Below are 24,549 nucleotides of genomic sequence, written 5' to 3'. Positions count from 1 at the left end.
AGGGCCGAGCCGTACGAGGTCCTATTCCGAGTCGGCGACTATCTCGTTGAGAATTTCGACCGCTTGCTCGAGGACGATGAGCTGGTCGGTGTCCAGACCGGCGAGCTGGTCGCTCATCCAGGCCTCGCGGGCGCTGCGCTCGTCGGCGAGCAGGGCGTGGCCGGCCGGGGACAGCGAAACGATGATCTGACGACCGTCGGTCGGGTGCGGATCGCGGGCGACCAAGCCGAGGTCGGTCAGCGAGGCGATCACCCTGGTCATCGAGGGGGGCTGGACGCGCTCCTTGGCCGCCAGTGTGCCGGGCGTCAGCGCGCCCTCGTTACCGAGAGTGGCCAGAACCGAGAGCTGGGTCAGCGATATCTGCGATTCCGCACGCCGTCCCCGCAGATGCCGCGTCAAGCGCACCACCGCCAGCGAGAGGTCGCTGGCGAGCGCCCGCACATCCGAGTGGGTATTCACAAAGTGAACCATACGTGACACACCCCGGATCGGTGCGCGTACTGCGGTTAGGCTGAACGGATGAACGCGCAGCTCCCGCAGTTCCCACCGCGGCTGACCGATCCTCGTCCGGTCCTGGCCGTCGGCTGCGTGTTGTTCGCGATCGCCACCGCGGTCGTCTGGTTCGGCGGCGAGCGCTGGGAGTCGGCGCGGCCGGTCTGCCTGATGGGTCTGGCGGTCGGCTTACTCGGCTACGTGATCTTCGCCGTCCAGCGTCGAGGTGCCCGCCGCGGCGACAAAGGCGCCCAGACCGGGCTCGGATAGCCGGCCGCAAAGTACGAGGCAGTGAGGCCGGACGGCGTTCGGGCCGACCTGTCACGGCGCCGGTCCGCACCGGCGCCCCGGGGAATTGACTGTTGGGAGGTATGCGGCCAAACTCGCTCGTGTGTCCTCCCGATTGAGCGTCGAAGAACGACGGGCCCATCTGATCGAGGCCGCGATCGGCCTAGCCGAGAAGAAGGGAGTCGCGGGCGTGACCACCCGCGATGTCGCCCAGGCGGCGGGCGTCTCGCTAGGCGTGGTGCACTACTGCTTCGAGAACAAGGACGCGTTGATGACCGAGCTGGTCAAAGCGCTGTCGATGGAATTACGCGATTCGGTGGACGCCAACGAATCCGTCTGGCACGAGGCCGGTAGCGGTAACACGGCGCTGCGCGATCTGCTGCGCGCCGGCCTGGAACTCATGTGGCTGAATATCGAAGCCACACCGGAACGCCAGCTGCTCACCTACGAGACGACGACCTACGCCTTGCGCGAAGGCGAGCAGACACCCGCGAAACTCGCGATCGCCCGGGAACAGTACAGCTTCAACGATTCCACGGTCGCCGATATTCTCGACCATGCCCGCGACGCCACCGGCAGCACCTGGAAGGTTCCGGTGCACCAACTGTCCCGTTTCACGCTCAGCATGATCGACGGCATCGTGTTGCGCTGGCTGGTCGACAACGACAGTGAAAGCGTGCGCACCCAATTGGATCTGCTCGCTCGGGCGCTCGCGGAACACGCCGGCTAGCGGCACGGACCCGGACGCGTGGATCAGCGCGGCGGACCGGGCCGCAGAATATGCGTCGTATCGCCGTCCTGCCACCACGCGACGTTCACTGTCCGGGTGACCGCGCCGGAGAGCCGTACCCGCAACTCGTCGTGCAACACCAGCGTTCCCTGCTGCGGCGGGAGCGCGTACAGCCGCCGGACGACCACACCGAGCGGCTCCCGCGCCCAGTCGGTTTCGTGTCCGGATCCGAGCACCTCGGCCGTCACCTGCTCCGATACCAGGGGCAGGTCCAGCAGCACGGCCAGGTCCGCCGCTGTATCCCGGTCCGCGACCACCAGCCGGTCCGACGGTACCGCCAGACCGAACCAGGGCTTGTCCAGCACGAGCGCGTCCCCGGCGTCGATCACGGCACCGGACAGCGCCCGCACCTGATCCGGTAGTTCGAGCTCGGTGAGATCGAGCCGGTGCACCGCCGCGCCCAACCGGGCATGCGCGCGCGAAACCACTTCCGGGGAAGGTGTTTTCCCGGTATCGGCCAGCGCCTCCAGCAGGGTCGCGGCGAGCGCCTGGTCGATGGCGTCGGGGTCGGCCAGGCATCCGCCGAGCGCATCGAGATCCGCGCCGGAAAGACCGGTGATCGGGAGTTCCGGTAGCAGTCCGGCGAATTCGGTATCCGCCGGGTTCCGGTAGCCGCCCAGCGGGACACCGTCGATCCGCGCGTACCGGCGCAACCACCACGCGGTATAGCCGTGGGGGTCGCCGAGGAGCGGGCGCGTCCGTTCCTCGGACAACAACCGCCACAGCGCTTCCGGCCACGCCGCGTCATCCACCAGGTCCAGGTCGCGCACCGCGACGAGTTCCGGGGGATCCTCGGAAAGACCGGACCACCAGGTCTCTTCGTCGTCCAGGTGATGATCCGGCCCGGTGGGATCGATTTCGGTCACGATTCCGAAATCCCAGCCGGCACCGATCGCCCGTAGCGCATCGGCACCGTACTCGGCGGCCACGTCCTGGGATACGACGCCGAACGGCGAATCGGCCACCAGCAACTCGATCAGCGGGGCATCCGGGAGCAGTAGTTCATCGGCCGGTCGCGCACCACCCGTGCTGTCGGGTAGTTCGAGCATGCCGAGCCAGGCCGGTAGCGCCGACGCGTCGGCCACCGCCGCCAGGCGCAGCACCGACTCGACCGTATCGGGGTCGTCGGGGTGATCGGTCAGCAACGCCTGCAACGCGGGATCGGACAGCAGGTCGGCCACTGTGGCTCGGCGCGCGCCGAGCCGGGCGAGCAAGGGGTGCGCCGCAGCCGGATGTACCAGGCGCGCCCAGTGCACCGGGACCGGCGTGGGTAGTGCCGCGAGTTCGTCGTCCAGCAGCACTGTCCGCGGACCGGTCACCGACCGCCCGTCGGCCAGCGGGACGGACAGCGCACCCAGTTCCTCGACCGCCAGCTGATCGGTGACGAACGGCTCGAGCGCCGTGTACAGGGCCGACCACCACGACGGCGGCCGATCCAGCCCGGCGGACAGTTCCGCCAGCCGCGCCAACCCGATCCGGTGCACCCCGAGCACCGCCAGCACCTCGGCGTGCCGCGCACCGGACAGTTCCGGGATGAGCAGCGGATCGAGGACATCACCGAGGAGCTCGGCCAATTCCGCGGTGAGGTCCGGAAAGACGCTGGTCCTGGTGGGTACCGCGACCCGGTCACCGGATCGGTCCGCGGCATCGGCCGCGACGGCCGTCCGGTCGGCGGCGGGCTGCTCAGCGTCGGTCCAGTCGACACCGGTCTGCTCAGCGTCGGGCTGGTCGACGCCAGTTCGGTCGACGCCGGGCCGATCAGCGCCGGGCGCCGCGGCGAACACCGGGAGCCAGGAAGCGGCTCGCAGTTCCTGCAGGATCGCTTCCCGCAGCAGACCGTCGACCTCACTGCGCGCGAAACCCGGCGCCGGAACCAGCACCGGTCGCGAACCCGGTGGCAATGCCCGGGCGAAATCGGCATAGCCGGTGACCAGCTCAGCCAACCTGCCTCCCGGCAGCACCCGGCGACGGTCGGGCTGCATGGGGATATCGGCGATGAGCACGGCCGGCAGGGACAGTTCCTCGTCCGAGCGGGTCGGCGCGCGCAGGACATCCGGCCGCGCGGCCACCGGACGGCCGTCCCGCACCGGCACCAGCCAGCGGGCCCGCGCCGTCCGGTACTCCCACCAGTTCTGTTCGGCCTGGTCTGCACTGATCCGGATCTCCCGCAACCCCGTCTGCCCGAGATCCCGGGCGGTGGAGTGCGCCGTGAAATCCTCGATCCGGATCTCGCTCAGCGCGGGCAATTCCAGCAACAGATCGGCCGCTTCGGCGCGCATGGATTCCAGCAGCGCCGCGGGATCGATCTCCGGCCGCAGCGATAAAACGATCTCGGTATCGGCGTCCGCTCGCGGACCCGCGGCCTGCGGCCAGGCCAGCCGCAACACCGGCGGTAGGAATTCTTCCCCGGTCTCCGGAATCGGCACGCCGCGCGCCACCAGCTCCGCCCGGGTGAGCTCCCGGGAGAAACGCAGCGAGCCACTGGTGGACCGGAATTCGATCTCTTCGCTCGCCGTCAGCACCGCGGTGAAACCGACCCCGAACCGCCCGACCTCGCCGGTCCCGCCGGCCTTCCCGGAGGACCGCAGCGCGGTCAACGCGTGCACCCCCGCGACATCGAGCGGGGCACCGGTATTGGATATCGACAGCGTCCGGCCGGTGCACCGCACCGCGATCCGACCCGGCACGCCGGCGGCGACGGCCGCGTCCGCGGCATTCTGCGCCAGTTCGGTGAGCAGCCGATCGCGGTAGCCGGCCCGGACCAGATCCGCTTCGGCCGCCGCGTCCTCGCGCAGCCGGGTCGGGGAATCGCGCCAAGCGGCCAGCACCGCGTCGCGGAGCCGGGCGGTGCCGAACGGGTCGGAGGTGGCGGAATCCCGTTCCGCGGGTGTTCGCGCCGAATCGCTCATATCGCCCACCGCACCGGTCTCACTCACCGCCTCAGCGTACGTGCCCGCCGATCCGCGCCGAACCCGAGCCGAGCCGGGCCGGGCCGCTCGGCCACCACCCACGGCGCAGGGCCGGATCATTTTCGAACTTGTTGCGGCCCAACATGATAGGGCCCGATCAGGGGGCTTCGAGATGCCCCCGCCCGTCCAGTGGGCCGCCGCTACGAGCCGAGTCCGCTACCTCGGGCCACAGACCGAGGCGGCCTCCGTCCGTGCTCCTGAATAACACCGCCGGCGACGCACGAACCATCGCGGTATGCCCGGCCCGCCGGCACGACATTGCCGGGCTACTCCAGCGCGCCGCCCGGACCCCGGTTTCCGCAGCGTTTCCCCGGGTACCGGGCGGATATCCGCCGGACCCGACTCCACGACCCCGGAATCCCGCCCGGATTCGCCCGCGCTCTACCGAGCATCCAGTGGCCCGCCCGGGCCGAGGGCCCCGGCCCGGACTCTCTCTACTCCTGCACAGCGTCACCGGACACGGGCGGGACAGCACCGCCCGCAGGCCCGGATTCCCGCTCGACCTCACCCGGTTCCGCTCCGGTGCTCAGGGGTTGATCCGAGTTCCCGGACTCCTGCGGCGCATCCTCGGGCACCGACGGAAGGTCACCGGAATCCGGCTCGGCGGACGCGGTCTCTCGCACCTCCGCCTCGGCTACCTCCGCGGCATCCCCCGGCGCATCTCCAGGCTCATCCACGATTCGTCCGGATTCCTGCAGCCCGGCTCCGAAGGCTTCCTCATTCGATTCGGCGGCCGCGGGCTCGAACAGAGCCGCACCGGTCCGCTGCACCGGATCCCCGGACTCCTCCGCCCCGGGGGCCGAGCCTCCGGACACCTCAGGAGAGTGCCCCGAATGCGGGGCGACATGCCCGGGCTCTCCCGCTGATTCTTCAGGTTCCGGCGATACGCCGGAGAGTCCCTGCTCGACTTCCTCCGCCGCGGTGCTTGTCTCCGGTCCCTTCGCGGCGGGCTGTGCCGCCGCCGATGGCCCGCCGACAGCCGCAGTGTCGGTAACGACCGGATCGGGCGCCAGTTCCGGTGCGGTATCGGTCGAGAGATTCTGCGGAGAACCGGCGGTCTCGGACCGGCCGGATGCACGCTGCTCGGCGCCCTGACGCCCTGCGGAAGCCGGCGCGTCGACCGCCTGCGCGGTGGCTTCCGTGGTCGTGGCAGAGGCGGTGTCCCCGGACTCTGCCGGCACGCTCCCGGCGTCCGGTGATTTCTGCGGTTCCGCCGGATAGACCTCGACGGCGGCGTCGTCATAGGCCTCGTACAGCGGTGACCCAGCTCCCGTCGGCATCGCTGTGTCCGAATGGGCCCCGCACCCGTATCCCATGTGCACGACATGCCCGTCGGCGCCCATGGTGTTCGCGCAGACCCCGAACGCGGCGCGCAGCGCGCCGGACAGCGGCAGGTAGAACCCGCAGCTTTCACAGGACGCGGGGGCGGCCTTGGCCATATCGCTGTCCGGGCCGTATTCGCCGTACCAGCGCTCCGCGGCATCGGCGCGGCCCTCCAGGCTGAGGACCTGTTTGCGGCCCAGACCCACCTGGTAGGCCACCTCGTCGATTTCCGGATCGCCGGTTGCGGTGTAGCCGGGCGCCAGGCGCGAATCGTCCGCCGGTGGCGCGAGCAGATCGCCGGGGGCCAGATCGCCCGGGCGGACACGCTGATCCCACGGGACGAAGTCGGGCGCGATCAGCGCGTCGGGGCCGGGCAGCAGCGCAGATTCGCTGACCGTCACCCGGTCGGTATCCGGGGCGGCGGCGACCACCACCGCCCACTGCCAGCCGTGGTAGCCGGGGAGGGTGGCCTCGAAGCAGTGCGTGACGGCGCACTCGTCCTCGGCCCGCACTCCGAGATGCGCCCCGACCCCGGCCGGTTCCAGGTCCAGGAGCGCACCACGAGCCAGGTCGACGGCCCGGCTCAGGATCGACCGCATGTCGGGGTCAGAAACAGATACTGCGCTCACGGTCTACATTTTGCCGTATGAAGCACACTCGGCGTACCTGGGTCGGTACCGCGTTGATCTGCCTGCTCGCTCCGGGCGCGTGCGCAAACGCCGATGAAGGCGCTCAGCCCCTCGCCGTCGAGGTGGTCGCCACCCATCCGCACGACCCGTCGGCATTCACCCAGGGCCTCGAAATCGACGGTGACATCTTGTACGAGGGCACCGGCATGGTCGGGCAGTCCGGAGTGCGCAGCACCGACCGGCGCAGCGGCACGGAACTGGCGCGCACCCAGCTACCGCTGCCGTTCTTCGGCGAAGGTGTCACGCTCGCCGGCGACACCCTGTGGCAGCTCACCTGGAAAGAAGGGGTGGCCTTCGCCCGCGACCCGCGTTCGCTCGCCGAAAAGCAACGGGTGCCGTACCAGGGTGAGGGGTGGGGACTGTGTCACCAGGACGGGCGGCTTGTCATGAGCGACGGATCGGCGACTCTCACCTTCCGGGATCCGGGCACCTTCGCCGTGACCGGTTCGGTCACGCTGACCAGCCACACCGATGCCCGCCTCAACGAGCTGGATTGCGCCGAGGACGGGTCGGTCTACGCCAACGTCTGGCCCACCGACCAGATCCTGCGGATCGATCCGGAGTCCGGGCGTGTCCTGTCGGTGATCGATGCGGCAGGCCTGCTGACCCCGGAGCAGCGCGCGGGCACCGATGTGCTCAACGGTATCGCCCAGATCCCGGGTACCGACCGCTTCCTGATCACCGGAAAGTACTGGCCGGCGACCTTCGAGGTCCGTTTCGTCCCGGCCTGATCGCCTCGCGCCGGAAGGCGATACAGCTCACTTTCCGGCCGCCCCGAACAGGGCGGGGTTTCGCCGCGCCCGCCGTGGGCCAGAATTGAGTAGTGCCCACTTCCCGCGAGCCCTCCGATTCCGATCGCGGTCAGTGGCCCGCCGGCGAGTCTCCGCCACCCCAGCGGCATCCAGGTTTCGACCGCTACCCCCCGCCGAACGTGCCACACCGCAATCGCGAGCCCGACCCCGGCAACACCCGCCCGGCCCCGCCGCCGACCCGCCCGTTCCCGGTCGGCGAATCCGGTCCGGCGCACGATCGCGCCGCATCGGCCGAGCGCGGGAGTGACCGGATACCTCCGGTAGCGCACGACCCGGCCCCCACACCGGGCCGGATGAGCCGATTCGCCCGGGTCTTCGGCGCTCTGGGTGGTTCGCGCGGATCCGCGCCGCAGGCCGAACCCACGGCGGCGCGAGAGCCGGCCCCGCCCGAGCAGAGCCACCGGCGGGCATTCACCGAACCACGCCCGGGCGAACCTACGCATCGCGCCGCCGCAGCGAGCGCCGACTACACCGCCCCGCCGCCGCGCGCCGACTACGAGGCCGCACGCACGCGGACGAGGCCGGGCGCAGATACCGGACAACCCGGGTGGGGCGTGCGCGCACGTTTCGGCGCATCGGGCCGGGGTACGGAGGTGCCCATCGCGGGCGCCGACCGGCGACACAGATCGTCCGCGACGCCGGATCCGGCGTCGGATAGGCCGGCCGCACGCGGGCGCGATATCGAATCCGGCCGCCGCGCCGGGGAGACGGCCCGCCCGGCCACCGGCCCGAGCGCGACAGCGCAGGGGGGCAGCGCCGAATACCGTGCCGAGAACCGATCTTCGCCCCGCGGCGAAACCGCGCGCGACCGCTGGGCGCCCGCCGCGGCAGCCGATCCGTCCGACCGCTCCCGCCCAAGGCCGGAACAGGGCGGCGGGGGTGAACGGCACGACGCCGGCGCGGAGCATTCCGGAACCGAGGAGCCCGCGGCGACGAAGGAATATCCGAGCGGCGAACCCGGCCCCGAATCCGACACGGACGGCCGCCGCGCCCCCCGCAAACTCACCGTCACCCGGGTTGCGGCGATGCGCGGTCGCGAGCTCACCGGAAAGGGCATCGCGACCTTCCGGCGAGCCGCGGAAGCCGACGGCGCGGACAAATCGGGACTCACCGCGCTCACCTACGCCACCATGGCCAATTTCGCTTTGGATGCGGCAATCGCGGTAGCGCTGGCCAACACCCTGTTCTTCGCCAGCGCGACCGCCGAGAGCAAATCCAAGGTGGCGCTGTACCTGCTGATCACCATCGCGCCGTTCGCCATCATCGCGCCGCTCATCGGCCCCGCGCTGGACCGGTTGCAGCGCGGCCGCCGGCTGGCACTGGCCGGATCGTTCGCCGTCCGCGCGGTACTGGCCGTGGTGTTGATCTTCAGCTTCGACAGCTGGGTGCTCTATCCACTCGCCCTCTGCATGATGGTGCTCAGCAAATCGTTCGCCGTGCTCAAGAGCGCGGTGACGCCGCGGGTTCTCCCACCGGATATAGACCTGGTCCGCACCAATTCCCGGCTGACCGTATTCGGCCTCGTCGGCGGCACATTGGGCGCCGGTGGACTGGCCGGGGTCACCGCCGCCCTCGCCGGCTCGACCGGCGCACTGATCCTGGCCACCGGTATCGCGGTGGGTGGCGCCTACCTGAGCTGGCATATCCCGCGCTGGGTGGAGATCACCGAGGGTGAGGTCCCCGCGACCCTGAGCTACCACGGCGACGACCCGCAGACCGAAATCCTCGAGCCGGGCCGCGAATCCGCGGTGCCGCCCCGGAAACGCCGTCAGCCGCTGGGGCGCGCGGTGGTCACCGGATTGTGGGGCAACGGCAGTATCCGGGTGCTCACCGGGTTCCTGACCTTCTATATCGCCTTCGTCGCCAAAGCGACCGAGCATCGTCCGGTGCAGCAGGCGGCGATGCTCGGGCTGGTCGGCGCGGCGGCCGCCGTCGGCAACTTCACCGGTAACGCCACCGGCGCGCGGTTACGGCTCGGCCGGCCCTCGTTGATCGTGGTGAACTGCACCCTGGCCTGCACCGTCGTGGCACTTGTCGCGCTGCTGCTGGACAACTTGCTCGGGGCCGCACTGGCCGCTCTGGTCGCGGCCGGCGCCAGCGCGCTGGCCAAGGTCTCGCTGGACGCCTCGATCCAGGACGATCTGCCGCCGGAATCGATTGCCTCCGGGTTCGGCCGCTCCGAGACCGTGCTGCAGTTGAGCTGGGTGATCGGCGGGGCCGGCGGGGTCCTGCTGCCGACCGACTACTGGAAAGGGTTCGCGGTGGTCAGTGGACTGCTCGCCGCGGGCCTGGTCCAGACTGTGCTGAGTTCCCGCGGGCACAGCCTGCTGCCCGGCTTCGGCGGCCACCGCCCGCTGCACGCCGAACAAGAAGTCCCCCACCACGACCCCCAGCCAGGAGGCGCCACCCGGTGAGTACGAACAGAATCCGCACGACCCTCGCGCTGGCCCTGGCCGGGATCCTGGTGCTGGTGGCCGGAACCGCCGGTGTGGTCTGGTTGCTGGCGCGCGATGCCGAACCGCACGAGCCGGAGCTCACCGCCTATTCGCACGGGCGGGCCGTGACGGTTCCACCGTTCTACTACTGCACGATCCGGATGGAGAACTGCCGGCAGGGCGACACCGTGTTCCTGGAAGTGCCGACCGGCGATCCGCTGCAACTCTCGCTGCCGTCCGAGGTCGTGGGGACGCCGTGGGAGCTGCTGCCGCTGTACGCACGCGACAACGGCGAAGTGGTCGAGAAACCCAGCAGCTGGCGGGACCATCCGGAGGATATCCGTGCCCTGACCGTCGATTCGCAGCCCGAGCCGGGGCTGGAGCTGATCGGCGTGGAGTTGCAGGTCATGATCATCGCGATCGACGAGACCGGACGAGAATTCTCGCTCCCCCACGCGATCTGGTCGATCAAGACCGCCTGAATACCGAGGGGCCGGCCCGGACGAACCGGACCGGCCCCACCTCCGGTGCTGCGCTCGGCTCAGCGATCGAGTTCCCGGGCCACCGCCCGCACCACCTCGGAGATCCGCTGCGCCGTCTTACGATCCGGGTAGCGGCCCTTCCGGAGATCGGGCTGCACTTTGGCTTCCAGCAGCGTGATCATGTCCTCGACCATGCCGTGCAGTTCGTCCGGGTTGTGCTTGCGGACCGGGGGCTCCTTGCGGGCGTTACGTTCCTGGTTCTGCCGGACCGACGGGGGCGCTTCGACCAGTTTCACGCTCAGGGCCTGCGGGCCGCGGCGGCCGGCCGCCATTCCGAATTCCACCCGCTGGCCCGGCTTCAGCGTTTCCACACCCTGGGGCAGCGCGGACGAGCGGACATAAACGTCCTCACCCTCGTCCTGGGAAAGGAAGCCGAAGCCCTTTTCCACGTCGTACCACTTCACCTTGCCGGTCGGCACTGCGCTCACCCGTTCGTCTGTTCGGCGCCCGGCCCACGGGCCCGGACACACATGTCTGCTGAAACCCGCCGGTGGCAGGTTCTGCCTTTACTCGAAAAACGCGCCCCACAAGCATGCAGGACGCGAGATCGGTGCCGAGTCTACCCCGGTGGGCAGGACGCCAGCACATCAGTTTTACCGTCGAAAGGTGACCAACCCTGCCGATCCCCGGCCTTCCACCCCACCGCCCGGGCGCACTCCCGGCAACTGGCTCCTGTATGCCGCGCTGGGTGTGTTCGCCGTCGGACTCCTCGCCATCGTGGCGATCTTCCTGACCCCGATCCTCACCGACGGTGAGCCGGGATTGTGGTTGTACCTGGGGGCCATGCTGGCTCCGGTCGGTTTCGTTCTGGCGCTGATATTCGCGCTGCGATCCGGCCGCCGATCCAGGTGACAACTGCTCAGTACCCCGCCGACACACCCTCCAACCGTTATGTGATGATAATCACATAACGGTTGGACAACGGCTATTGCGCCGGGTTACGGGCCCACAGCGCGAGTCCACTAGCTGCACAGAGTCATCGAGAGCCGGCCGTGACCACTCCGCAACCCCGCCGCACACGCCGGTTACCAAAAAGTGATTTTTCGCGGGATCCGTCGTACCGTCTTACCCAGCCGGGCACACCGGCCCACCGGCCCGCCGCACCGAACCTCGCCCCGCGGGTACCGGAACCCCAAAGAAACGACAGGGGCGAGGGCGGGACGGGCACCCTCTCAGCCCTGACCCGAGCGAAACCCTCGCAGGTGCGTACGAGAGGAAGACGAACCCGAATGAGTGGACGCCATCGCAAGCCCACCAACACCGGTCGCACTGTCGCGAAGGTTGCCGTCACCGGCGCCATGATCAGCGGCGCGGGTGCGGCCCTCGCCGGTAACGCCAGCGCGGCTCCCGACTCCGACTGGGATCGACTCGCACAGTGCGAGGCCGGTGGCAACTGGGCCATCAACACCGGCAACGGCTATCACGGCGGACTGCAGTTCTCGCAGAGCACCTGGCAGGCACACGGCGGCGGGGATTACGCGCCGACCGCCAACCAGGCCAGCCGCGAACAGCAGATCACCGTCGCCGAAAAGGTCCTCGCCTCGCAGGGCTGGGGCGCCTGGCCCTCCTGCTCCTCCTCGCTGGGCCTGAGCAGCGGCTCGACCCCCCGCGAAACCCCCGCCGATACCCCTGCCGTGCAGACGGAAACCCCGAGCACTCAGGCCGCTCCGTCCGCCCCCGCTGCCCCGCAGCAGGCGCAAGCTCCCGCGCAGACCCAAACCCAAGAGGTCTACACCGCGGTGGATCGCGCCCTGGCCGCCGTCCAGGCGCAGGGTGTCCAGGTCCCGCAGCCCGCGCTGGATCTTTTCGAGGCCGTCAAGGCGAGCAATGCCCAGCTGGATCCGTCCATCCTGGGTCTCTACGAGGCCAACAAGGGCCTGCTGCCCTCCTGAGCGGCACCACCCCGCTACTACGAAAGAACCCCGCATCCCTTTCTTCGGATGCGGGGTTCTTTCGTTCGTCCGCTCAGCGGTTGATCACCGTATGCGGATGGACGTACGGCAGCTGCTCGGCAGCCACCGGGAACTCGGTGTCCTCGCCGAAGGGCGAGAGGTTACCGGAGCGGGCCGACGACAGTTCGGTGACGGCGTGCTCACCGTCGGCCACCTGGGGCCAGCCGTTGTCGACGTAGGGTTTCTTCGATTTGTTCACCACCTCCTCATTCTGGCATGTCCCGGCGGCGGCCCGGCAGGACAACCGCCGCTCGGCGGGCCCGCGCCCAGTGCGCAGGCCGGGATAGGCATAATCTGGACCGGATGACCGGCCCAGACTCGTACACCGCCTGGCTCGGCGGCCGATCCGACGCCCAACTGGTGGCGCTGCTCGAACGGCGACCCGATCTCGCGGTGCCGCTGCCCGCTTCGATGGCGGTGCTCGCCACCCGCGCCGAACAACGTGCCTCGGTGCTGCGTGCCGCCGACGATCTGGATACGACCGTTTTCGGGATCGTGGAGGCACTGGCGGTCCACACGGCGTCAGGGCACGAACCGCTGACCCGCACCGAGCTGAGGCGTGCACTCCGCGGGCGCGCCAAGGCCGCGGCGGTGGACGCGGCGCTCACCGAACTGGCCGACCGCGCCCTGGTCTGGTTCGCGGGCGACCGTATCCGGCTGGTACCCGCTACCGCCGAGGCGCTGCCGTGGCCGCTGGGCAGCGGTACGGACGCTGCCGGTTCGCTGAGCGAACAGGAGATCGCCGCGGCCCTCGCCGAACTCGCCCCGGCCGAGCGCGCCCTGCTGGACAAGCTGGCCGAAACGGGCCCCCGGGGCCGGACCCGCGACGCGGCACCGGACGCTCCGGCCGACCGCCCGGTCCCCCGGCTGCTGGCCCGGCGGCTGTTGCGCCGGATCGACGACGAGACGGTCGAATTGCCGCCCACGGTCGGTCAGCTGCTGCGCGGCGAACCCGTCACCGATCCGCACCGCCTGACCCCACCCGAACCGGTGGCCACCGCTCATGCGGTGGACGAGGTGAACGGGGTCGGCGCCGGCGAGGTCGGCGAACTGCTGCGGCATTGCGCCGCGATCATCGAGGTGGTGGGCCAGGCACCCGCCCCGGCGCTGCGGGCGGGTGGGCTCGGGGTGCGGGAGCTGCGCCGGATCGCCCGAGCCGCCGGTGTCGAGGAACCGCGCGCCGGCCTGCTGGTGGAGCTGCTGGCCGCGGCGAAACTGATCGAGAAGGGTTTTCCCGATCCGGCGCCCGAGAGCGACGCCGACGAATTCTGGGCCCCCACCCCGGCCGCCGACTCGTGGTTGGAGGCCCCACCCGCACGCCGGTGGATACTGCTGGCGCACGGCTGGCTGGAACTGGACCGCTATCCGTGGATGATCGGCCTGCGCGACGCCGCGGACAAACCGATGGCCGCGCTCGCCCACGAACTGCGCGTGCCCTACGCGGTCCGCGAACGCCGGACCGTCCTCGCGGCCCTGGCCGAACAGCATCCGGGCACTGCCCTGGCCGCCGCCGATATCGGACGGCTACTGGCCTGGCGCACACCACGCCGGCGGCGGCTCTACCGCGGTCAGGTCGTGGACAACACCCTGCGTGAGGCCGCCGCCCTCGGCGTGATCGGCCGCGGCGCGCTCACAGCCGCCGGCCGTGCCCTGCTGACCGATACGCTGTCGGCGGCCGAGGCCGAACTCGAGGCGGCGCTGCCCGATCCCGTCGATCATGTCCTGGTCCAGGCGGACCTGACCGTGGTGGCGCCGGGACCGCTCACGGCCGAGTTGCAGCAGCGCATCGCGCAGGTCGCCGATGTGGAATCGGCCGGCGCCGCGACGGTGTACCGCCTGTCGGAAACAACGCTGCGCCGCGCGCTCGATGCCGGACTCACCGCCGCGGAATTGCACAGCCTCTTCGACCGCCACTCCCGCACCCCGATTCCGCAGACACTGACCTACCTCATCGACGATGTGGCCCGGCGGCACGGCCGGTTACGCGCCGGAATGGCGCAATCCTTCGTGCGCAGTGAGGATCCCGCACTGCTGGCCCAGGTCCTAGCCTCCCCGGTGGCCGACACCCTGGCACTCCGCGGAATCGCGCCGACGGTCGCGGTATCCCAGGCTCCGCTCGGCGAACTGTTCGACGAGTTGCGCACGGCCGGATTCGCCCCCGCCGGCGAGGATTCCTCCGGGGCGATCGTCGACCTGCGGCAGCGCGGCGCGCGGATCAATGTGCGCCCGCTCGCCCGCCAGCCGTACCGCCCCTCCCCGCCGACCACCGAACAGCTCGAACTCCTGGTCACCGAACTCCGGGCGGGCGAACGCGCCGCCGGCGCGTCCTCCGGGCAGGCGGTCCGCAGCGACGGCAGCCGCACCAGCACCGCCGCCGCGCTCGCCCTGCTGCAGCTGGCCGCGCGGGTGCACCGGCAGGTGCATATCGGCTATGTCGATGCCAAGGGCACGGCGATCCAGCGCGTGGTCGAACCCGTGCGCGTCGGCAACGGGCAGTTGGAGGCGCTGGATCCGGTCACCGGGGCCGTCCGGCAGTTCACCCTGCACCGGATCTCGTCGGTCGCGCTGCTCGAGTAGTCCGGAACCTCGGCCACGTATCCGGAGCGCCGGTCCGGTTACTCTCAGCCACGCAGGTTGCCCGGATAGAGGTACTGGTCGGGCGGCGCTGTGGTGCCGTGGAGCCAGGCGTCGAAGAATCCGGTCAAATCCGTGGCCGATTTGGTCTGGATGAAAGCGCGGAATTCCGGCATCGAGGCGTGCCCGTAGGCGTGGGTTGTCACGAATTCCCGGAGCGCATCGAAGAAGACCTTGTCCCCCAACTGTTTACGCAGGGCGTGCAGGAACAGGGGGCCGCGGTAGTACACCGAGGTGAACATTTTCTCCGGTCCGGGATCTTGCAGAGGGACCTTCCAGAATGCGGGTTTCGCCGCGGCCTTACGAATCGTGTCCCGGTATTCGGCGTCCACATCGACGCCTTCCATACGTTCCGGCCACAGATAGTCGGCGGTGTAGCTGGCGAGGCATTCGTTCAGGCAGATATCGGACCAGCTGTACACCGAGACCGAATCACCCCACCACTGGTGCGCCACCTCGTGCACGACGGTGTTCAGGTCCGCCCACACCGCGTAGGTGGGCCGGGTCTGCGTTTCCAGGGAGAACGGGAGCGGAGCGGACAGGTAGATACCGCCGGCGGTATCGAACGGATAGGGCCCGTAGAGGCTTTCGGTGAAATCGAGAACTTCCGGTAGGCGCTGCTCGTGTTCCCGGAGCTCTTCGGCGCCGGGCGCGAACGCGCTCAGCAACGGAGTACCGTCGGCGCGGCGCTGCTCCAGATATTCGAACCGGTCGATCGCGACGGTGGTCAGGTAGCCGATCACCGGATGGCGCTGCTCCCAGCTGACCGTGCGGAAACCGTCCCGCACCTCATCGCGGACCCGGGCGCCCCCGGAGACCACCTCCCAGTCCGCGGGCACGGTCGTGTGCAGGGTGAAGGTGGCTTTGTCGCGCGGGGAATCATTGAGCGGGTACCAGGTCGCGGCCGAATGCGGTTGTCCCGCGGCGAAAGCGCCGCCGCTCGGCGCATAGGTCCAGCCTTCTCCCTCGGTATCGGCGGCGACCCCCGCATATTCGACCGTGACGGTGAAAGGGAGACCGGGCAACAGCGGTAGCGCCGGCGTGACGACGAGTTCGTGCGGTTCCCGCCAGACGAAACCCGCGGGCAGATTGTTCACCCGCACCGCGTGCACCGGTGGCCCCGCGAAATCGAGATCGAAGGAGGTGAGCGGCTGGGTGGCATGGGCGTCGATCCGGGTGGATCCGGTGAGATGGTGCCCGGCCGGATCGTAACCGAGCGTCACTTCGTAGTGCCCCACGTCGTAGCCGCCGTTACCGTCCTGCGGAAAATAGCTGTCCCCCAGCCCGTCCGCACCGGCCAGCGGACCGGGCGGCGCCTGTGCCGCGGCCGGTCCGAGGGACAGACTCGACAGCACCACCACCCCGGCGATCAGCCAGCGGGCGAGTCTCATGCGATTCCACCTTCCGCGGTCGGTGTGCGATCCCTGCGATAGCCCCCGACCGACGACGTTAGTCGTAATCGCTCGCCGATGGGCGCACCGGAACCTCCGGCGCGCGGCCGTTTCCCGAAACCCCGCACCCCGGCGGCGGATCAGGCCCCGAGGCCCTCCGGCAGTTGACCCGGATCGAGCAGCAGGCGTTTGGTGGCACTGCGCTGGACCCGTTCGGCCAGCGCGAGATTATCGGCGAGCAGGCGCCATTCGATCTCGGCGATGGCGGCACGGGCGCGTTCGATCACGGCAATATCCGGTGTGCCCCAGGCGATCGGCATGGCATCGACCGGTAGCCAGCGTTCGCCGATCGCCCGCGCTGTCCGGTCGCCGCGCACTGCGATCGCGGGCACGCGCTCCCCCGCCGAGAGCCGATGCCCGGGCAGTCCGCGCACATTCTTGGTCACCAGGGCGTACCGGAACTCGCCGGTATCCCGGCGGGCCACATTGACCAGCGCCAGCAGCACCGCACCGCGGGAATGGGTCCCGGAGACGACCGCGGGTACGAGTTCTCCCTCGGCATAGAGCCGGGCGATAGCGGTGCGGCGCGGGGCCCACAACGCGACCCACAACGCGGTCGCGGCGACCAGCGCACAAGCCACCGCCAGCGGATAGGACCAGGCCCGGCCGAGCCACACCAGATACGCGGTGGCGGCGGCGCCGAGCAGCATCGCGACCACCGCGGCCAGCCGCACCCGGCGCCGTCCGGCGACTACCTCGTTGACCGCCTGCGCATGCCGGCGATCCACCGCGAACTCGAAGCTTCGCACCTCGCCACCCCTTACCCAGTCGGTCGGATTCGGTCGCCGCTATTGGTCACTCGCCCCGAACGCGGGTCCCAGGAGATCGTCGGCATCGGTTATCCGATAGGCATATCCCTGTTCCGCGAGAAAACGTTGCCGATGCGCGGCGTAATCCGCATCGAGGGTGTCGCGGGCCACCACGGAATAGAAATGGGCCTGACCGCCGTCCTGTTTGGGCCGCAGCAACCGGCCCAGCCGCTGGGCTTCCTCCTGCCGGGACCCGAACGTTCCGGAAACCTGTACCGCCACCGATGCTTCCGGCAGGTCGATGGAGAAGTTCGCGACCTTGCTGACCACGAGCACCGGAATCTCGCCGCGCCGGAACGCGTCGAACAGCGCTTCGCGCTCCTTGTTCTTCGTGGAGCCCTGGATCACCGGCGCGTCCAGCGCGGCGCCCAGTTCGTCCAGCTGATCCAGGTAGGCGCCGATCACCAGCGTCGGCGCGTCGCGATGCCGGGCGAGGATGGATTTCACCACCGCGATCTTGGTGTGCGCGGTGGAGCACAGTTTGTAGCGCTCCTCCGGTTCGGCGGTGGCGTAGGACATCCGCTCGGCATCGGTGAGCGTCACCCGGACCTCGATACATTCGGCCGGCGCGATCCAGCCCTGGGCCTCGATATCTTTCCACGGCGCGTCGTAGCGTTTCGGCCCGATCAGCGAGAACACATCGCCCTCGCGACCGTCCTCGCGGACCAGCGTCGCGGTGAGGCCGAGGCGGCGCCGCGACTGCAGATCCGCCGTCATCCGGAAGACCGGAGCGGGCAGCAGATGCACCTCGTCGTAGATCACCAGTCCCCAGTCGCGGCTGTCGAACAGTTCCAGGTGTTTGTACTCGCCCTTCGATTTCCGGGTGATCACCTGATAGGTGGCGATGGTGACCGGCCGGATCTCCTTGCGCTCGCCGGAGTATTCACCGATCTCGTCCTCGGTCAGCGAGGTCCGGGCGAGCAGTTCGCGCCGCCACTGCCGGCCGGCGACGGTATTGGTGACCAGGATGAGAGTGGTGGCCTTGGCCCGTGCCATGGCGGCCGCGCCGACCATGGTCTTACCGGCACCACAGGGCAGCACGACCACACCGGACCCACCGGCCCAGAAGGAATCGGCGGCCATCTCCTGATAGTCGCGTAGCTGCCAGCTCGCACCGTGCCCGTGGTAGTCCAGGTCGATGGGATGGGCCTCGCCGTCGACGTAGCCGGCCAGATCCTCCGCGGGCCACCCGATCTTCAGCAGCTGCTGTTTGATATGCCCGCGTTCGGCGGCGTGCACGATCACGGTGTCGTCGTCGAGCCGCTCACCGAGCATCGGGGCGATCTTCTTGTGCCGGAGCACCTCGGCAAGGACCGCGGGGTCGAGACTGATCAGGGTCAGCCCGTGCGCCGGATGTTTGACCAGCTGCAACCGCCCGTACCGGGCCATCGTGTCGACGATATCGACCAGCAGTGGCTGCGGTACCGGATACCGGGAATGGCTGACCAGCGCATCCACCACCTGCTCGGCATCGTGCCCGGCCGCCCGCGCGTTCCACAGGGCCAGCGGGGTGATCCGGTAGGTGTGCACATGCTCGGGTGCCCGCTCCAGCTCGGCGAACGGGGCGATCGCCTGCCGCGCCACGTCCGCGAGCTCGTGATCGACCTCCAGCAGGACCGTTTTATCGCTCTGCACGATCAGTGGCCCGTCCACCACGGGACACCTCCTCACCTCGACTTCTGCCCATTGTCCCCGAAGCCACCGACAACGCCGTTCCGGCGGGGCCAGTGGATATCAACTGGCCCGAGACACAGCCGCTGGTCACGGCGAGTATCGACACCATGATCGAAACCTCGGCGGTGGCAGGTGTCGCAGTGGCGGCACTCGGACTGGTTCTCACGCCCGGCCCGAACATGATGTACCTGGTCTCGCGCACGATATCGCAGGGACGACGCGCCGGTCTGATATCGCTGGCCGGGGTCGCGGCCGGTTTCGGGGTGTATCTGGCGGCCGCGGCCACCGGGATAACAGCGGTGTTCACGCTGGTCCCCGAGCTGTACACCGCACTGAAAGTGGCCGGCGCGGCCTACCTGCTCTGGCTGGCCTGGCAGACCCTCCGCCCGGGGGCGGTCTCGGTGTTCGCGCCGGAGACCCTGCCCCGGGACGCGTCCGGGCGCCTGTTCACCATGGGCCTGGTGACAAATCTGCTGAATCCGAAGATCGCCGTCATGTACCTGGCATTGATTCCGCAGTTCGTCGCGCCCGGCGCAGGCCCGGTGTGGTCACAGAGCCTGTACCTCGGAGCGGTGCAGATCGCGGTGGCGCTGACGGTGAACGCGCTCATCGTGTGCACGGCGGGCGCCGTGAGCAGCTTTCTGACCGGGCGGCGCCTGTGGCTGCGCGCTCAGCGGTTGCTGATGGGCACGGTACTCGGCACCATGGCGGCACTTCTGCTCACCGACCGGGCCCGGCCGGTTCCCGCGTGAACACGATCTGCGCGGCGGCCCGGCGGCGATCGTGACCGCGCTGTCGGGCCGGCTCCGTCCCGGCTACCCGCCGCGACGCTGCCCCGTCACCGGCGCAACCCGCAGGTCACCCTGGCCGGAAACCGCTCAGTTTCGCCGGATTGGCGATATCGTAGGCACCCCGGATCAAGCCGTCCACAACGGTGAAACCCATTACCCGCGAAGGAAATCCGGGGTAGACCCCATCGCCGGGCCGGGCCCGGAAAAAAGCGCCGAGCTGGCCGTTGACCCGGACGAACTCCACACCGTCCGCCACGAAATCCTCCCCGGGCCGATCCATCCCGTAGCGGTGGAGGAGGCCGAGGAACAGCCGGGCCACCTTGTCCGGCCCGAAGATCACATTGCGTGCGGTCGGCGTGGTGCCACCGGAATCGCCGATCATCACCGCGTCCGGGTGCAGGACGGCCGCCACGGCGTGTGCGTCGCCCGTGGAGAGCGCCGCCAGTAGTTTCTGCACCGCGGCCTCGTGCTCACTGTCCGCCACGGGCTGCGGCGTCTGGTCCCGCACCGCCTTGCGCGCCCGCGCCGCCAGCTGCCGCGCCGCCTCGGCGGTGATATCCAGGATGGTGGCGATCTCGCCGTACGGCACCCCCAGTCCCTCGTGCAGCACGAATGCGACCCGCTGCGGCGGGGTGAGCTGGTCGAGCACCACCAGTGCCGCCATCCGGAATTCCTGCCGCAGTACCACCGTGGCCAGCGGGTCCGAGCCGCCGGCCTGGGCCAGCGGGGTAACCACCGGTTCCGGAAGCCACTGCCCCACATAATTTTCCCGCCGGACCACGGCGCTGCGCAGCCGATCGAGGCACAGCCGGGAAACCACCGTGGTCAGCCAGGCCCGCAGATCCTCGATCTCCCATTGCGCGGCCCCCGCCAAGCGCAGCCAGCTCTCCTGGACCGCGTCCTCGGCATCGGCCACACTGCCGGTCATCCGGTAGGCCACCGCCAGCAGATGCCCGCGATGAGATTCGAACTGGTCGGCGAGAAGCGCGGCTACCATCACCCGGATTCTACGGAGCGCCACGCGACACGGTTGCGCCGGACCTGGAAAAACAGATGGCCGGATCACGGACGGCAATGCCACCATCGAGCAGATGGAGGAACGCACGCTGACCGATGGCACGATCTGGCTGAGCCGGCCGGTGGAGGCCGATATCGAGGCGATGGTCGAAGGCTGTCGAGATCCGGCGATCATCGAGTGGGTGACCGTCCCGTACCCGTACGGCCGCGCCGACGCGGAGGAATTCCTCGGTACCGCCGTCGCCGACGGCTGGGCCGGCCACAGCCCGGTCTGGGGGATCCGGACAGCCGAACACGGCCGGCTGATCGGAACGGTGGGCCTGGGCACCCCGCCCCGCGACGACACCGCCGCGGAGATCGGTTTCTGGCTCGCTCCCGACTACCGCAAACGCGGGATCATCTCCCGGGCGGTCGCTCTGACCTGCGATTTCGGATTCGACCCGGCTGGGATGGGCCTGATCCGTATCCAGTGGCGGGCCTTCGCCGGCAACCATGCCTCCGCGGCCGTCGCCCGCAAGAGCGGGTTCCGCTACGAAGGGCTGGCGCGGCTCGCCGGCCTCCAACGCGGTATCCGGCGCGACTTCTGGGTCGCCGCCCGCCTGAACACCGATCCCCCGGGGCCCGCCCCGGGCTGGGATGTGATTTCGGCGCGCTGACGCTTGCGCATGCACCCGCAGAACAGCGCACTGCACAGCGGTCACAGCCAGCGAGCGCTGCTGACCAGGCGGTCACCGGTGGTCGGGGCCGGCCCGGTTCCGGAGCGACCGGCGGGAGTGAAGAACACGCCCGACAGGGCCCCGACCCGCGCCGCCGAAGGCGCAGCGACCCGTGCTCCTCAGCGCTCTCGGCGCCGGCGGACCGCTTCGGCGAGCCGGTCCAGCTGGGCGGCCGTGGTCTCCCAGTCCATGCAGGCGTCGGTGATGGACTGACCGTAGGTGAGGTCGCCGGCCCGGCCCAGTGTCAGATCTTGGCGGCCCTCGACCAGGAAACTCTCCAGCATCACCCCGACCACGCCCGGCTCGCCCGCAGCCAGCCGATCCGCGATATCGGCGACCACGAGGGACTGGCGCTTGTGGTCCTTGTTGCTGTTCCCGTGGCTGGCGTCGACCACGATCCGCTGCGGCAGCTTGGACTTCTCCAGCCGGGCGCACGCGTCGGCGACCGAGGCGGCGTCGTAGTTGGTGCCGTTGGACCCGCCGCGCAGGATCACGTGGCAGTCCTCGTTACCGGCGGTCTGGATGAGCGCGGACCGCCCTTCCAGATCCGTGCCGGGGAATACATGGCTGGCCGCCGCCGCGCGGACCCCGTCCACCGCGACCTGGACGTCACCGTCGGTGCCGTTCTTGATCCCGACCGGCATGGACAGCGCACTGCTGAGCTGCCGGTGGACCTGACTGGCCGCGGTCCGCGCCCCGATGGCCCCGTAGGACACCAGATCGGAGATGTACTGCGGAGTGATCGGGTCCAGGAATTCGCAGGCCACCGGCAGTCCCATGGCGGTGATATCGAGCAGCAGCTGACGACCGATACCCAGCCCGGTATTGACATCGAAGCTGCCGTTGAGATGGGGATCGTTGATGAGGCCCTTCCAGCCCAGCGTGGTCCGTGGTTTTTCGAAATACACCCGCATGACCAAGTGCAGCCGGTCGGACAACGCGGCCTGCGCGGCGGCGAGCCGCTGCGCGTATTCGAGCGCGGCCGCGGGATCGTGCACCGAGCAGGGGCCGACGATCACCATGAGGCGGTCGTCGGTGCCGTCGAGTACCTCGACCGTGGCCCGGCGCCCGGCGCGCACGGTGGCGGCGTGGTCATCGGTGATGGCATGAACCCGGCGCACTTCCGCCGGGGAACGTAACGGGCTGATACTGACGGTGCGTTGATCGTCCAGATCGCAATGGTCGGCATCGATATCGACTGCGATTGTCATCGTGGGTGGTGTCCTTCTCGTTCAGGCCGACCCACGGAATACCTCCCCGTCGAGCCGGTCGTTATCCGGCTCTGGGGAAACTGGTCAGCGCGCGTGGTTGCCGCAGACCGACCCACCCCGGGCCGGCTTGCTAAACCAGAAATACACGCGCTGCACGATTGCTGAGGCTACCAGGCGGTGAACCGCGGATGTGCGTCCGGGGCAGAATTTGCCGAAAGAAAGTGATGCTCAGCACAATTCCGCCCCGGACCTATTTCAGAACTGGCCGGGTTCGTAGCTGCCGGCCGGAGTATGGGCAATGGCGTTCATCCGGTTCCAGGCATTGATCGCGGCGATCGCGGCGATCAACCCGCCGATCTGCTCGTCGTCGTAGTGCTTGCGCACCCGCTGCCAGGTCTCCTCGTTGATGCCGCCGCCGTCGGCCAGCCGGGTGGCCGCCTCGGCGAGCTCGAACGCGGCACGTTCGGGTTCGGTGAACACGGTGGCTTCCCGCCACGCGGCCACGAGGTTGATCCGCACCGGGGATTCCCCGGCGTGCGCGGCGTCCTTGGTGTGCATATCCACGCAGAACGAGCAGCCGTTGATTTGGCTCACCCGGATCTTCACCAGCTCATGGACGGTCTTGGGCAGACCCGAATCAACGACCACTTTCTCGGCGGTCATGAGGCGCTTGCTGAAGCTCGCGGTGACCTTGTTGGCGAAGATATCGACGCGGGGTTCCATAGTCTCGTTCCTTTCGTTGCTGCGGTCTCGTGGTGTCGACGACACGCGCACTTCAGGTGTGACATCCGGCGAAGAATCCGCCCCTGCCCGGCCTCCGCACCGGGCCCGCCGCTCAGCCGGCGAAGTCGAACTTCACCCCGGTGAGCCGCTCGGACAGGTCCCACAGGGAGCGGGCGGTGAGCTCGTCCCTGGCTCGTTTGGAACAGCCGGAGGGACCGGGGTAACCACGCGACCCGCCCAACCCGGTGGGCCCGTAGTAACCACCGGGTTCGACCGGCGCCGTGGCCGCGAAAAGTTCCGGCAGTGCGCCCATCTCGGCGCTCTGGGCGGCCAGTTTGTTACCGAGGGCCATCACCTTGTCCAGGAACGTCTCGGTATGCGATTGCAGGCCGGTGGCCGCATACCCGGGGTGTGCCGCGACGGCGAGTTTCGCCGAACCGGCCGCGGTGAGACGACGCTGCAGTTCGAAGGTGAACAGCAGGTTGGCCAGCTTCGACTGTCCGTAGGCCGGCCAGCGCTTATAGGGCCGGCGCTCCCAGTTGAGGTCGTTGAGGTCGATCGCCCCCGCGGTGTGGGCGCCGCTGGAGACGGTGACGATCCGCTCGCGGATCTTGCCCAGCAGCAGGCCGGTCAGCGCGAAATGGCCGAGATGGTTCGTACCGATCTGCATTTCGAAGCCGTCGGCGGTGCGGCGCAGCGGGACAGCCATCACACCCGCGTTGTTGATCAGGACATCGGCGCCGTCCACCGTGGCGGCGAACTCGCGGACAGAGGACAAATCGGCCAGATCCAGCCGCCGGACCTGCGCCCGTTCCCCGATCTCCCCGGCGACGGCCTGCCCCTTGTCCACGTCCCGGCAGGCCAGGACGACCTGGGCGCCGGCACCCGCCAACGCCCGGGCGGCGACCGCACCCAAGCCACTGTTCGCGCCGGTGACGATAACGGTCCGGCCCTGTTGATCGGGGATGTCCCCGACGCCCCAACCACTCATGCGGCGAGTCTAATCCGCGTGGCCGCCGAGCACCGGGCACAAAGGCATCCGGTGACGATCCGGCGGTCGGGTGCACCCGCTCGTACCGGCACCCGGACCAGCGCGGCAGCGACCCGCTCTTTCCAAATTAAATAGGGTTGCCTAACCTATTGAAGGACCAGAACGCGCCGCACACGTTTTCCAGTCCCTGTTCCACGATGAGGCATATTGCGAGTTCCCCGCCCGCCGGTACCCACCGTG

Annotated in this window: 22 protein-coding genes; 10 read left to right on the top strand and 12 right to left on the bottom strand. The window is 69.4% G+C overall.

From position 1 onward, the window contains the following. Positions 1–21 precede the first annotated feature (21 nt). A complete protein-coding gene (locus ACIA75_RS06300; RefSeq protein WP_397100455.1) occupies positions 22–471 on the bottom strand; it encodes a MarR family winged helix-turn-helix transcriptional regulator in 450 nt (149 codons plus the stop codon). Between the two features lie 48 nt (positions 472–519). Here ACIA75_RS06300 and ACIA75_RS06295 point away from each other — a divergent pair, with 48 nt between their 5' ends. Together ACIA75_RS06295 and ACIA75_RS06290 are read left to right on the top strand one after the other, a co-directional pair. After that, the gene (locus tag ACIA75_RS06295) at positions 520–762 is read left to right on the top strand and encodes a DUF2530 domain-containing protein (protein ID WP_397100453.1); all 243 of its coding nucleotides are present in this window, start codon (positions 520–522) and stop codon (positions 760–762) included. Positions 763–883: 121 nt separating this feature from the next. After that, the gene (locus ACIA75_RS06290; protein ID WP_397100451.1) at positions 884–1,510 is read left to right on the top strand and encodes a TetR/AcrR family transcriptional regulator; all 627 of its coding nucleotides are present in this window, start codon (positions 884–886) and stop codon (positions 1,508–1,510) included. Positions 1,511–1,533: 23 nt separating this feature from the next. Here ACIA75_RS06290 and ACIA75_RS06285 read toward each other — a convergent pair whose 3' ends face one another. Both ACIA75_RS06285 and ACIA75_RS06280 read right to left on the bottom strand, forming a co-directional pair. Continuing rightward, the gene (locus ACIA75_RS06285) at positions 1,534–4,479 is read right to left on the bottom strand and encodes a sacsin N-terminal ATP-binding-like domain-containing protein (RefSeq protein WP_397101007.1); all 2,946 of its coding nucleotides are present in this window, start codon (positions 4,477–4,479) and stop codon (positions 1,534–1,536) included. 494 nt (positions 4,480–4,973) lie between these two features. Further along, entirely contained in the window at positions 4,974–6,491 is a 1,518-nt protein-coding gene (locus ACIA75_RS06280; protein WP_397100449.1) for a DUF3027 domain-containing protein, read from the bottom strand. A 17-nt stretch (positions 6,492–6,508) separates the two neighbouring features. Here ACIA75_RS06280 and ACIA75_RS06275 point away from each other — a divergent pair, with 17 nt between their 5' ends. The 3 genes from ACIA75_RS06275 to ACIA75_RS06265 all read left to right on the top strand — a co-directional run bounded on the left by ACIA75_RS06275 (position 6,509) and on the right by ACIA75_RS06265 (position 10,280). After that, positions 6,509–7,282, top strand: coding sequence for a glutaminyl-peptide cyclotransferase (locus ACIA75_RS06275; RefSeq protein ID WP_397100447.1), 774 nt, complete (start codon positions 6,509–6,511; stop codon positions 7,280–7,282). A 761-nt stretch (positions 7,283–8,043) separates the two neighbouring features. After that, positions 8,044–9,777: an MFS transporter gene (locus ACIA75_RS06270; RefSeq protein ID WP_397101005.1), complete on the top strand. Its 1,734-nt coding sequence runs from the start codon at positions 8,044–8,046 to the stop codon at positions 9,775–9,777. Next, entirely contained in the window at positions 9,774–10,280 is a 507-nt protein-coding gene (locus tag ACIA75_RS06265; protein ID WP_397100445.1) for a DUF2771 domain-containing protein, read from the top strand. Before ACIA75_RS06270 ends, ACIA75_RS06265 begins: the two co-directional genes overlap by 4 nt. Before the next feature lie 59 nt (positions 10,281–10,339). On the opposite strand, the gene ACIA75_RS06260 is transcribed toward ACIA75_RS06265, so the two are convergent. Next, positions 10,340–10,759: a cold-shock protein gene (locus tag ACIA75_RS06260; RefSeq protein ID WP_397101003.1), complete on the bottom strand. Its 420-nt coding sequence runs from the start codon at positions 10,757–10,759 to the stop codon at positions 10,340–10,342. A 187-nt stretch (positions 10,760–10,946) separates the two neighbouring features. Here ACIA75_RS06260 and ACIA75_RS06255 point away from each other — a divergent pair, with 187 nt between their 5' ends. Both ACIA75_RS06255 and ACIA75_RS06250 read left to right on the top strand, forming a co-directional pair. Further along, a complete protein-coding gene (locus ACIA75_RS06255) occupies positions 10,947–11,192 on the top strand; it encodes a hypothetical protein (RefSeq protein ID WP_397100443.1) in 246 nt (81 codons plus the stop codon). Between the two features lie 377 nt (positions 11,193–11,569). After that, complete coding sequence (locus ACIA75_RS06250; protein ID WP_397100441.1) at positions 11,570–12,232, top strand: transglycosylase family protein; 663 nt, start codon at positions 11,570–11,572, stop codon at positions 12,230–12,232. Positions 12,233–12,305: 73 nt separating this feature from the next. Here the strand turns inward: ACIA75_RS06250 and ACIA75_RS06245 are convergent, their stop codons facing one another. Beyond that, complete coding sequence (locus tag ACIA75_RS06245) at positions 12,306–12,494, bottom strand: hypothetical protein (protein WP_397100439.1); 189 nt, start codon at positions 12,492–12,494, stop codon at positions 12,306–12,308. A gap of 101 nt (positions 12,495–12,595) precedes the next feature. Here ACIA75_RS06245 and ACIA75_RS06240 point away from each other — a divergent pair, with 101 nt between their 5' ends. Next, positions 12,596–14,869, top strand: coding sequence for a helicase-associated domain-containing protein (locus tag ACIA75_RS06240; RefSeq protein WP_397100437.1), 2,274 nt, complete (start codon positions 12,596–12,598; stop codon positions 14,867–14,869). A gap of 44 nt (positions 14,870–14,913) precedes the next feature. Here the strand turns inward: ACIA75_RS06240 and ACIA75_RS06235 are convergent, their stop codons facing one another. From ACIA75_RS06235 to ACIA75_RS06225, 3 genes are all read right to left on the bottom strand, one after another. Then, positions 14,914–16,317 carry a M1 family metallopeptidase gene (locus tag ACIA75_RS06235; protein ID WP_397100435.1) on the bottom strand — a complete coding sequence of 468 codons (1,404 nt, stop codon included), beginning with the start codon at positions 16,315–16,317 and terminating at the stop codon, positions 14,914–14,916. 140 nt (positions 16,318–16,457) lie between these two features. Further along, on the bottom strand, positions 16,458–17,126 hold the full coding sequence (locus ACIA75_RS06230) for a DUF3239 domain-containing protein (protein ID WP_397100433.1): 669 nt from the start codon (positions 17,124–17,126) through the stop codon (positions 16,458–16,460). 39 nt (positions 17,127–17,165) lie between these two features. Beyond that, on the bottom strand, positions 17,166–18,842 hold the full coding sequence (locus ACIA75_RS06225) for a DNA repair helicase XPB (protein WP_397100431.1): 1,677 nt from the start codon (positions 18,840–18,842) through the stop codon (positions 17,166–17,168). A gap of 125 nt (positions 18,843–18,967) precedes the next feature. Here ACIA75_RS06225 and ACIA75_RS06220 point away from each other — a divergent pair, with 125 nt between their 5' ends. Then, the gene (locus tag ACIA75_RS06220) at positions 18,968–19,612 is read left to right on the top strand and encodes a LysE family translocator (RefSeq protein ID WP_397101000.1); all 645 of its coding nucleotides are present in this window, start codon (positions 18,968–18,970) and stop codon (positions 19,610–19,612) included. 106 nt (positions 19,613–19,718) lie between these two features. Here ACIA75_RS06220 and sigJ read toward each other — a convergent pair whose 3' ends face one another. Continuing rightward, positions 19,719–20,648 (bottom strand): RNA polymerase sigma factor SigJ, encoded by a 930-nt coding sequence (gene sigJ, locus ACIA75_RS06215; protein WP_397100429.1) that lies wholly within the window; start codon positions 20,646–20,648, stop codon positions 19,719–19,721. Between the two features lie 94 nt (positions 20,649–20,742). Between sigJ and ACIA75_RS06210 the strand changes: the two genes are divergently transcribed. Further along, positions 20,743–21,324, top strand: a complete 582-nt coding sequence (locus ACIA75_RS06210) for a GNAT family N-acetyltransferase (protein ID WP_397100427.1) — start codon at positions 20,743–20,745, stop codon at positions 21,322–21,324. A gap of 179 nt (positions 21,325–21,503) precedes the next feature. Here the strand turns inward: ACIA75_RS06210 and ACIA75_RS06205 are convergent, their stop codons facing one another. The 3 genes from ACIA75_RS06205 to ACIA75_RS06195 form a co-directional block, all read right to left on the bottom strand. After that, positions 21,504–22,595 (bottom strand): 3-deoxy-7-phosphoheptulonate synthase, encoded by a 1,092-nt coding sequence (locus ACIA75_RS06205; RefSeq protein ID WP_397100424.1) that lies wholly within the window; start codon positions 22,593–22,595, stop codon positions 21,504–21,506. A 255-nt stretch (positions 22,596–22,850) separates the two neighbouring features. Then, entirely contained in the window at positions 22,851–23,318 is a 468-nt protein-coding gene (locus tag ACIA75_RS06200; protein WP_397100422.1) for a carboxymuconolactone decarboxylase family protein, read from the bottom strand. A gap of 112 nt (positions 23,319–23,430) precedes the next feature. Then, entirely contained in the window at positions 23,431–24,309 is an 879-nt protein-coding gene (locus ACIA75_RS06195) for an oxidoreductase (RefSeq protein ID WP_397100420.1), read from the bottom strand. Positions 24,310–24,549 lie beyond the last annotated feature (240 nt).

It is taken from the genome of Nocardia sp. NPDC051750, from assembly GCF_044453135.1.
Taxonomy (GTDB): Bacteria; Actinomycetota; Actinomycetes; order Mycobacteriales; family Mycobacteriaceae; genus Nocardia.
This window is presented reverse-complemented; position numbering and strand designations above follow the sequence as displayed.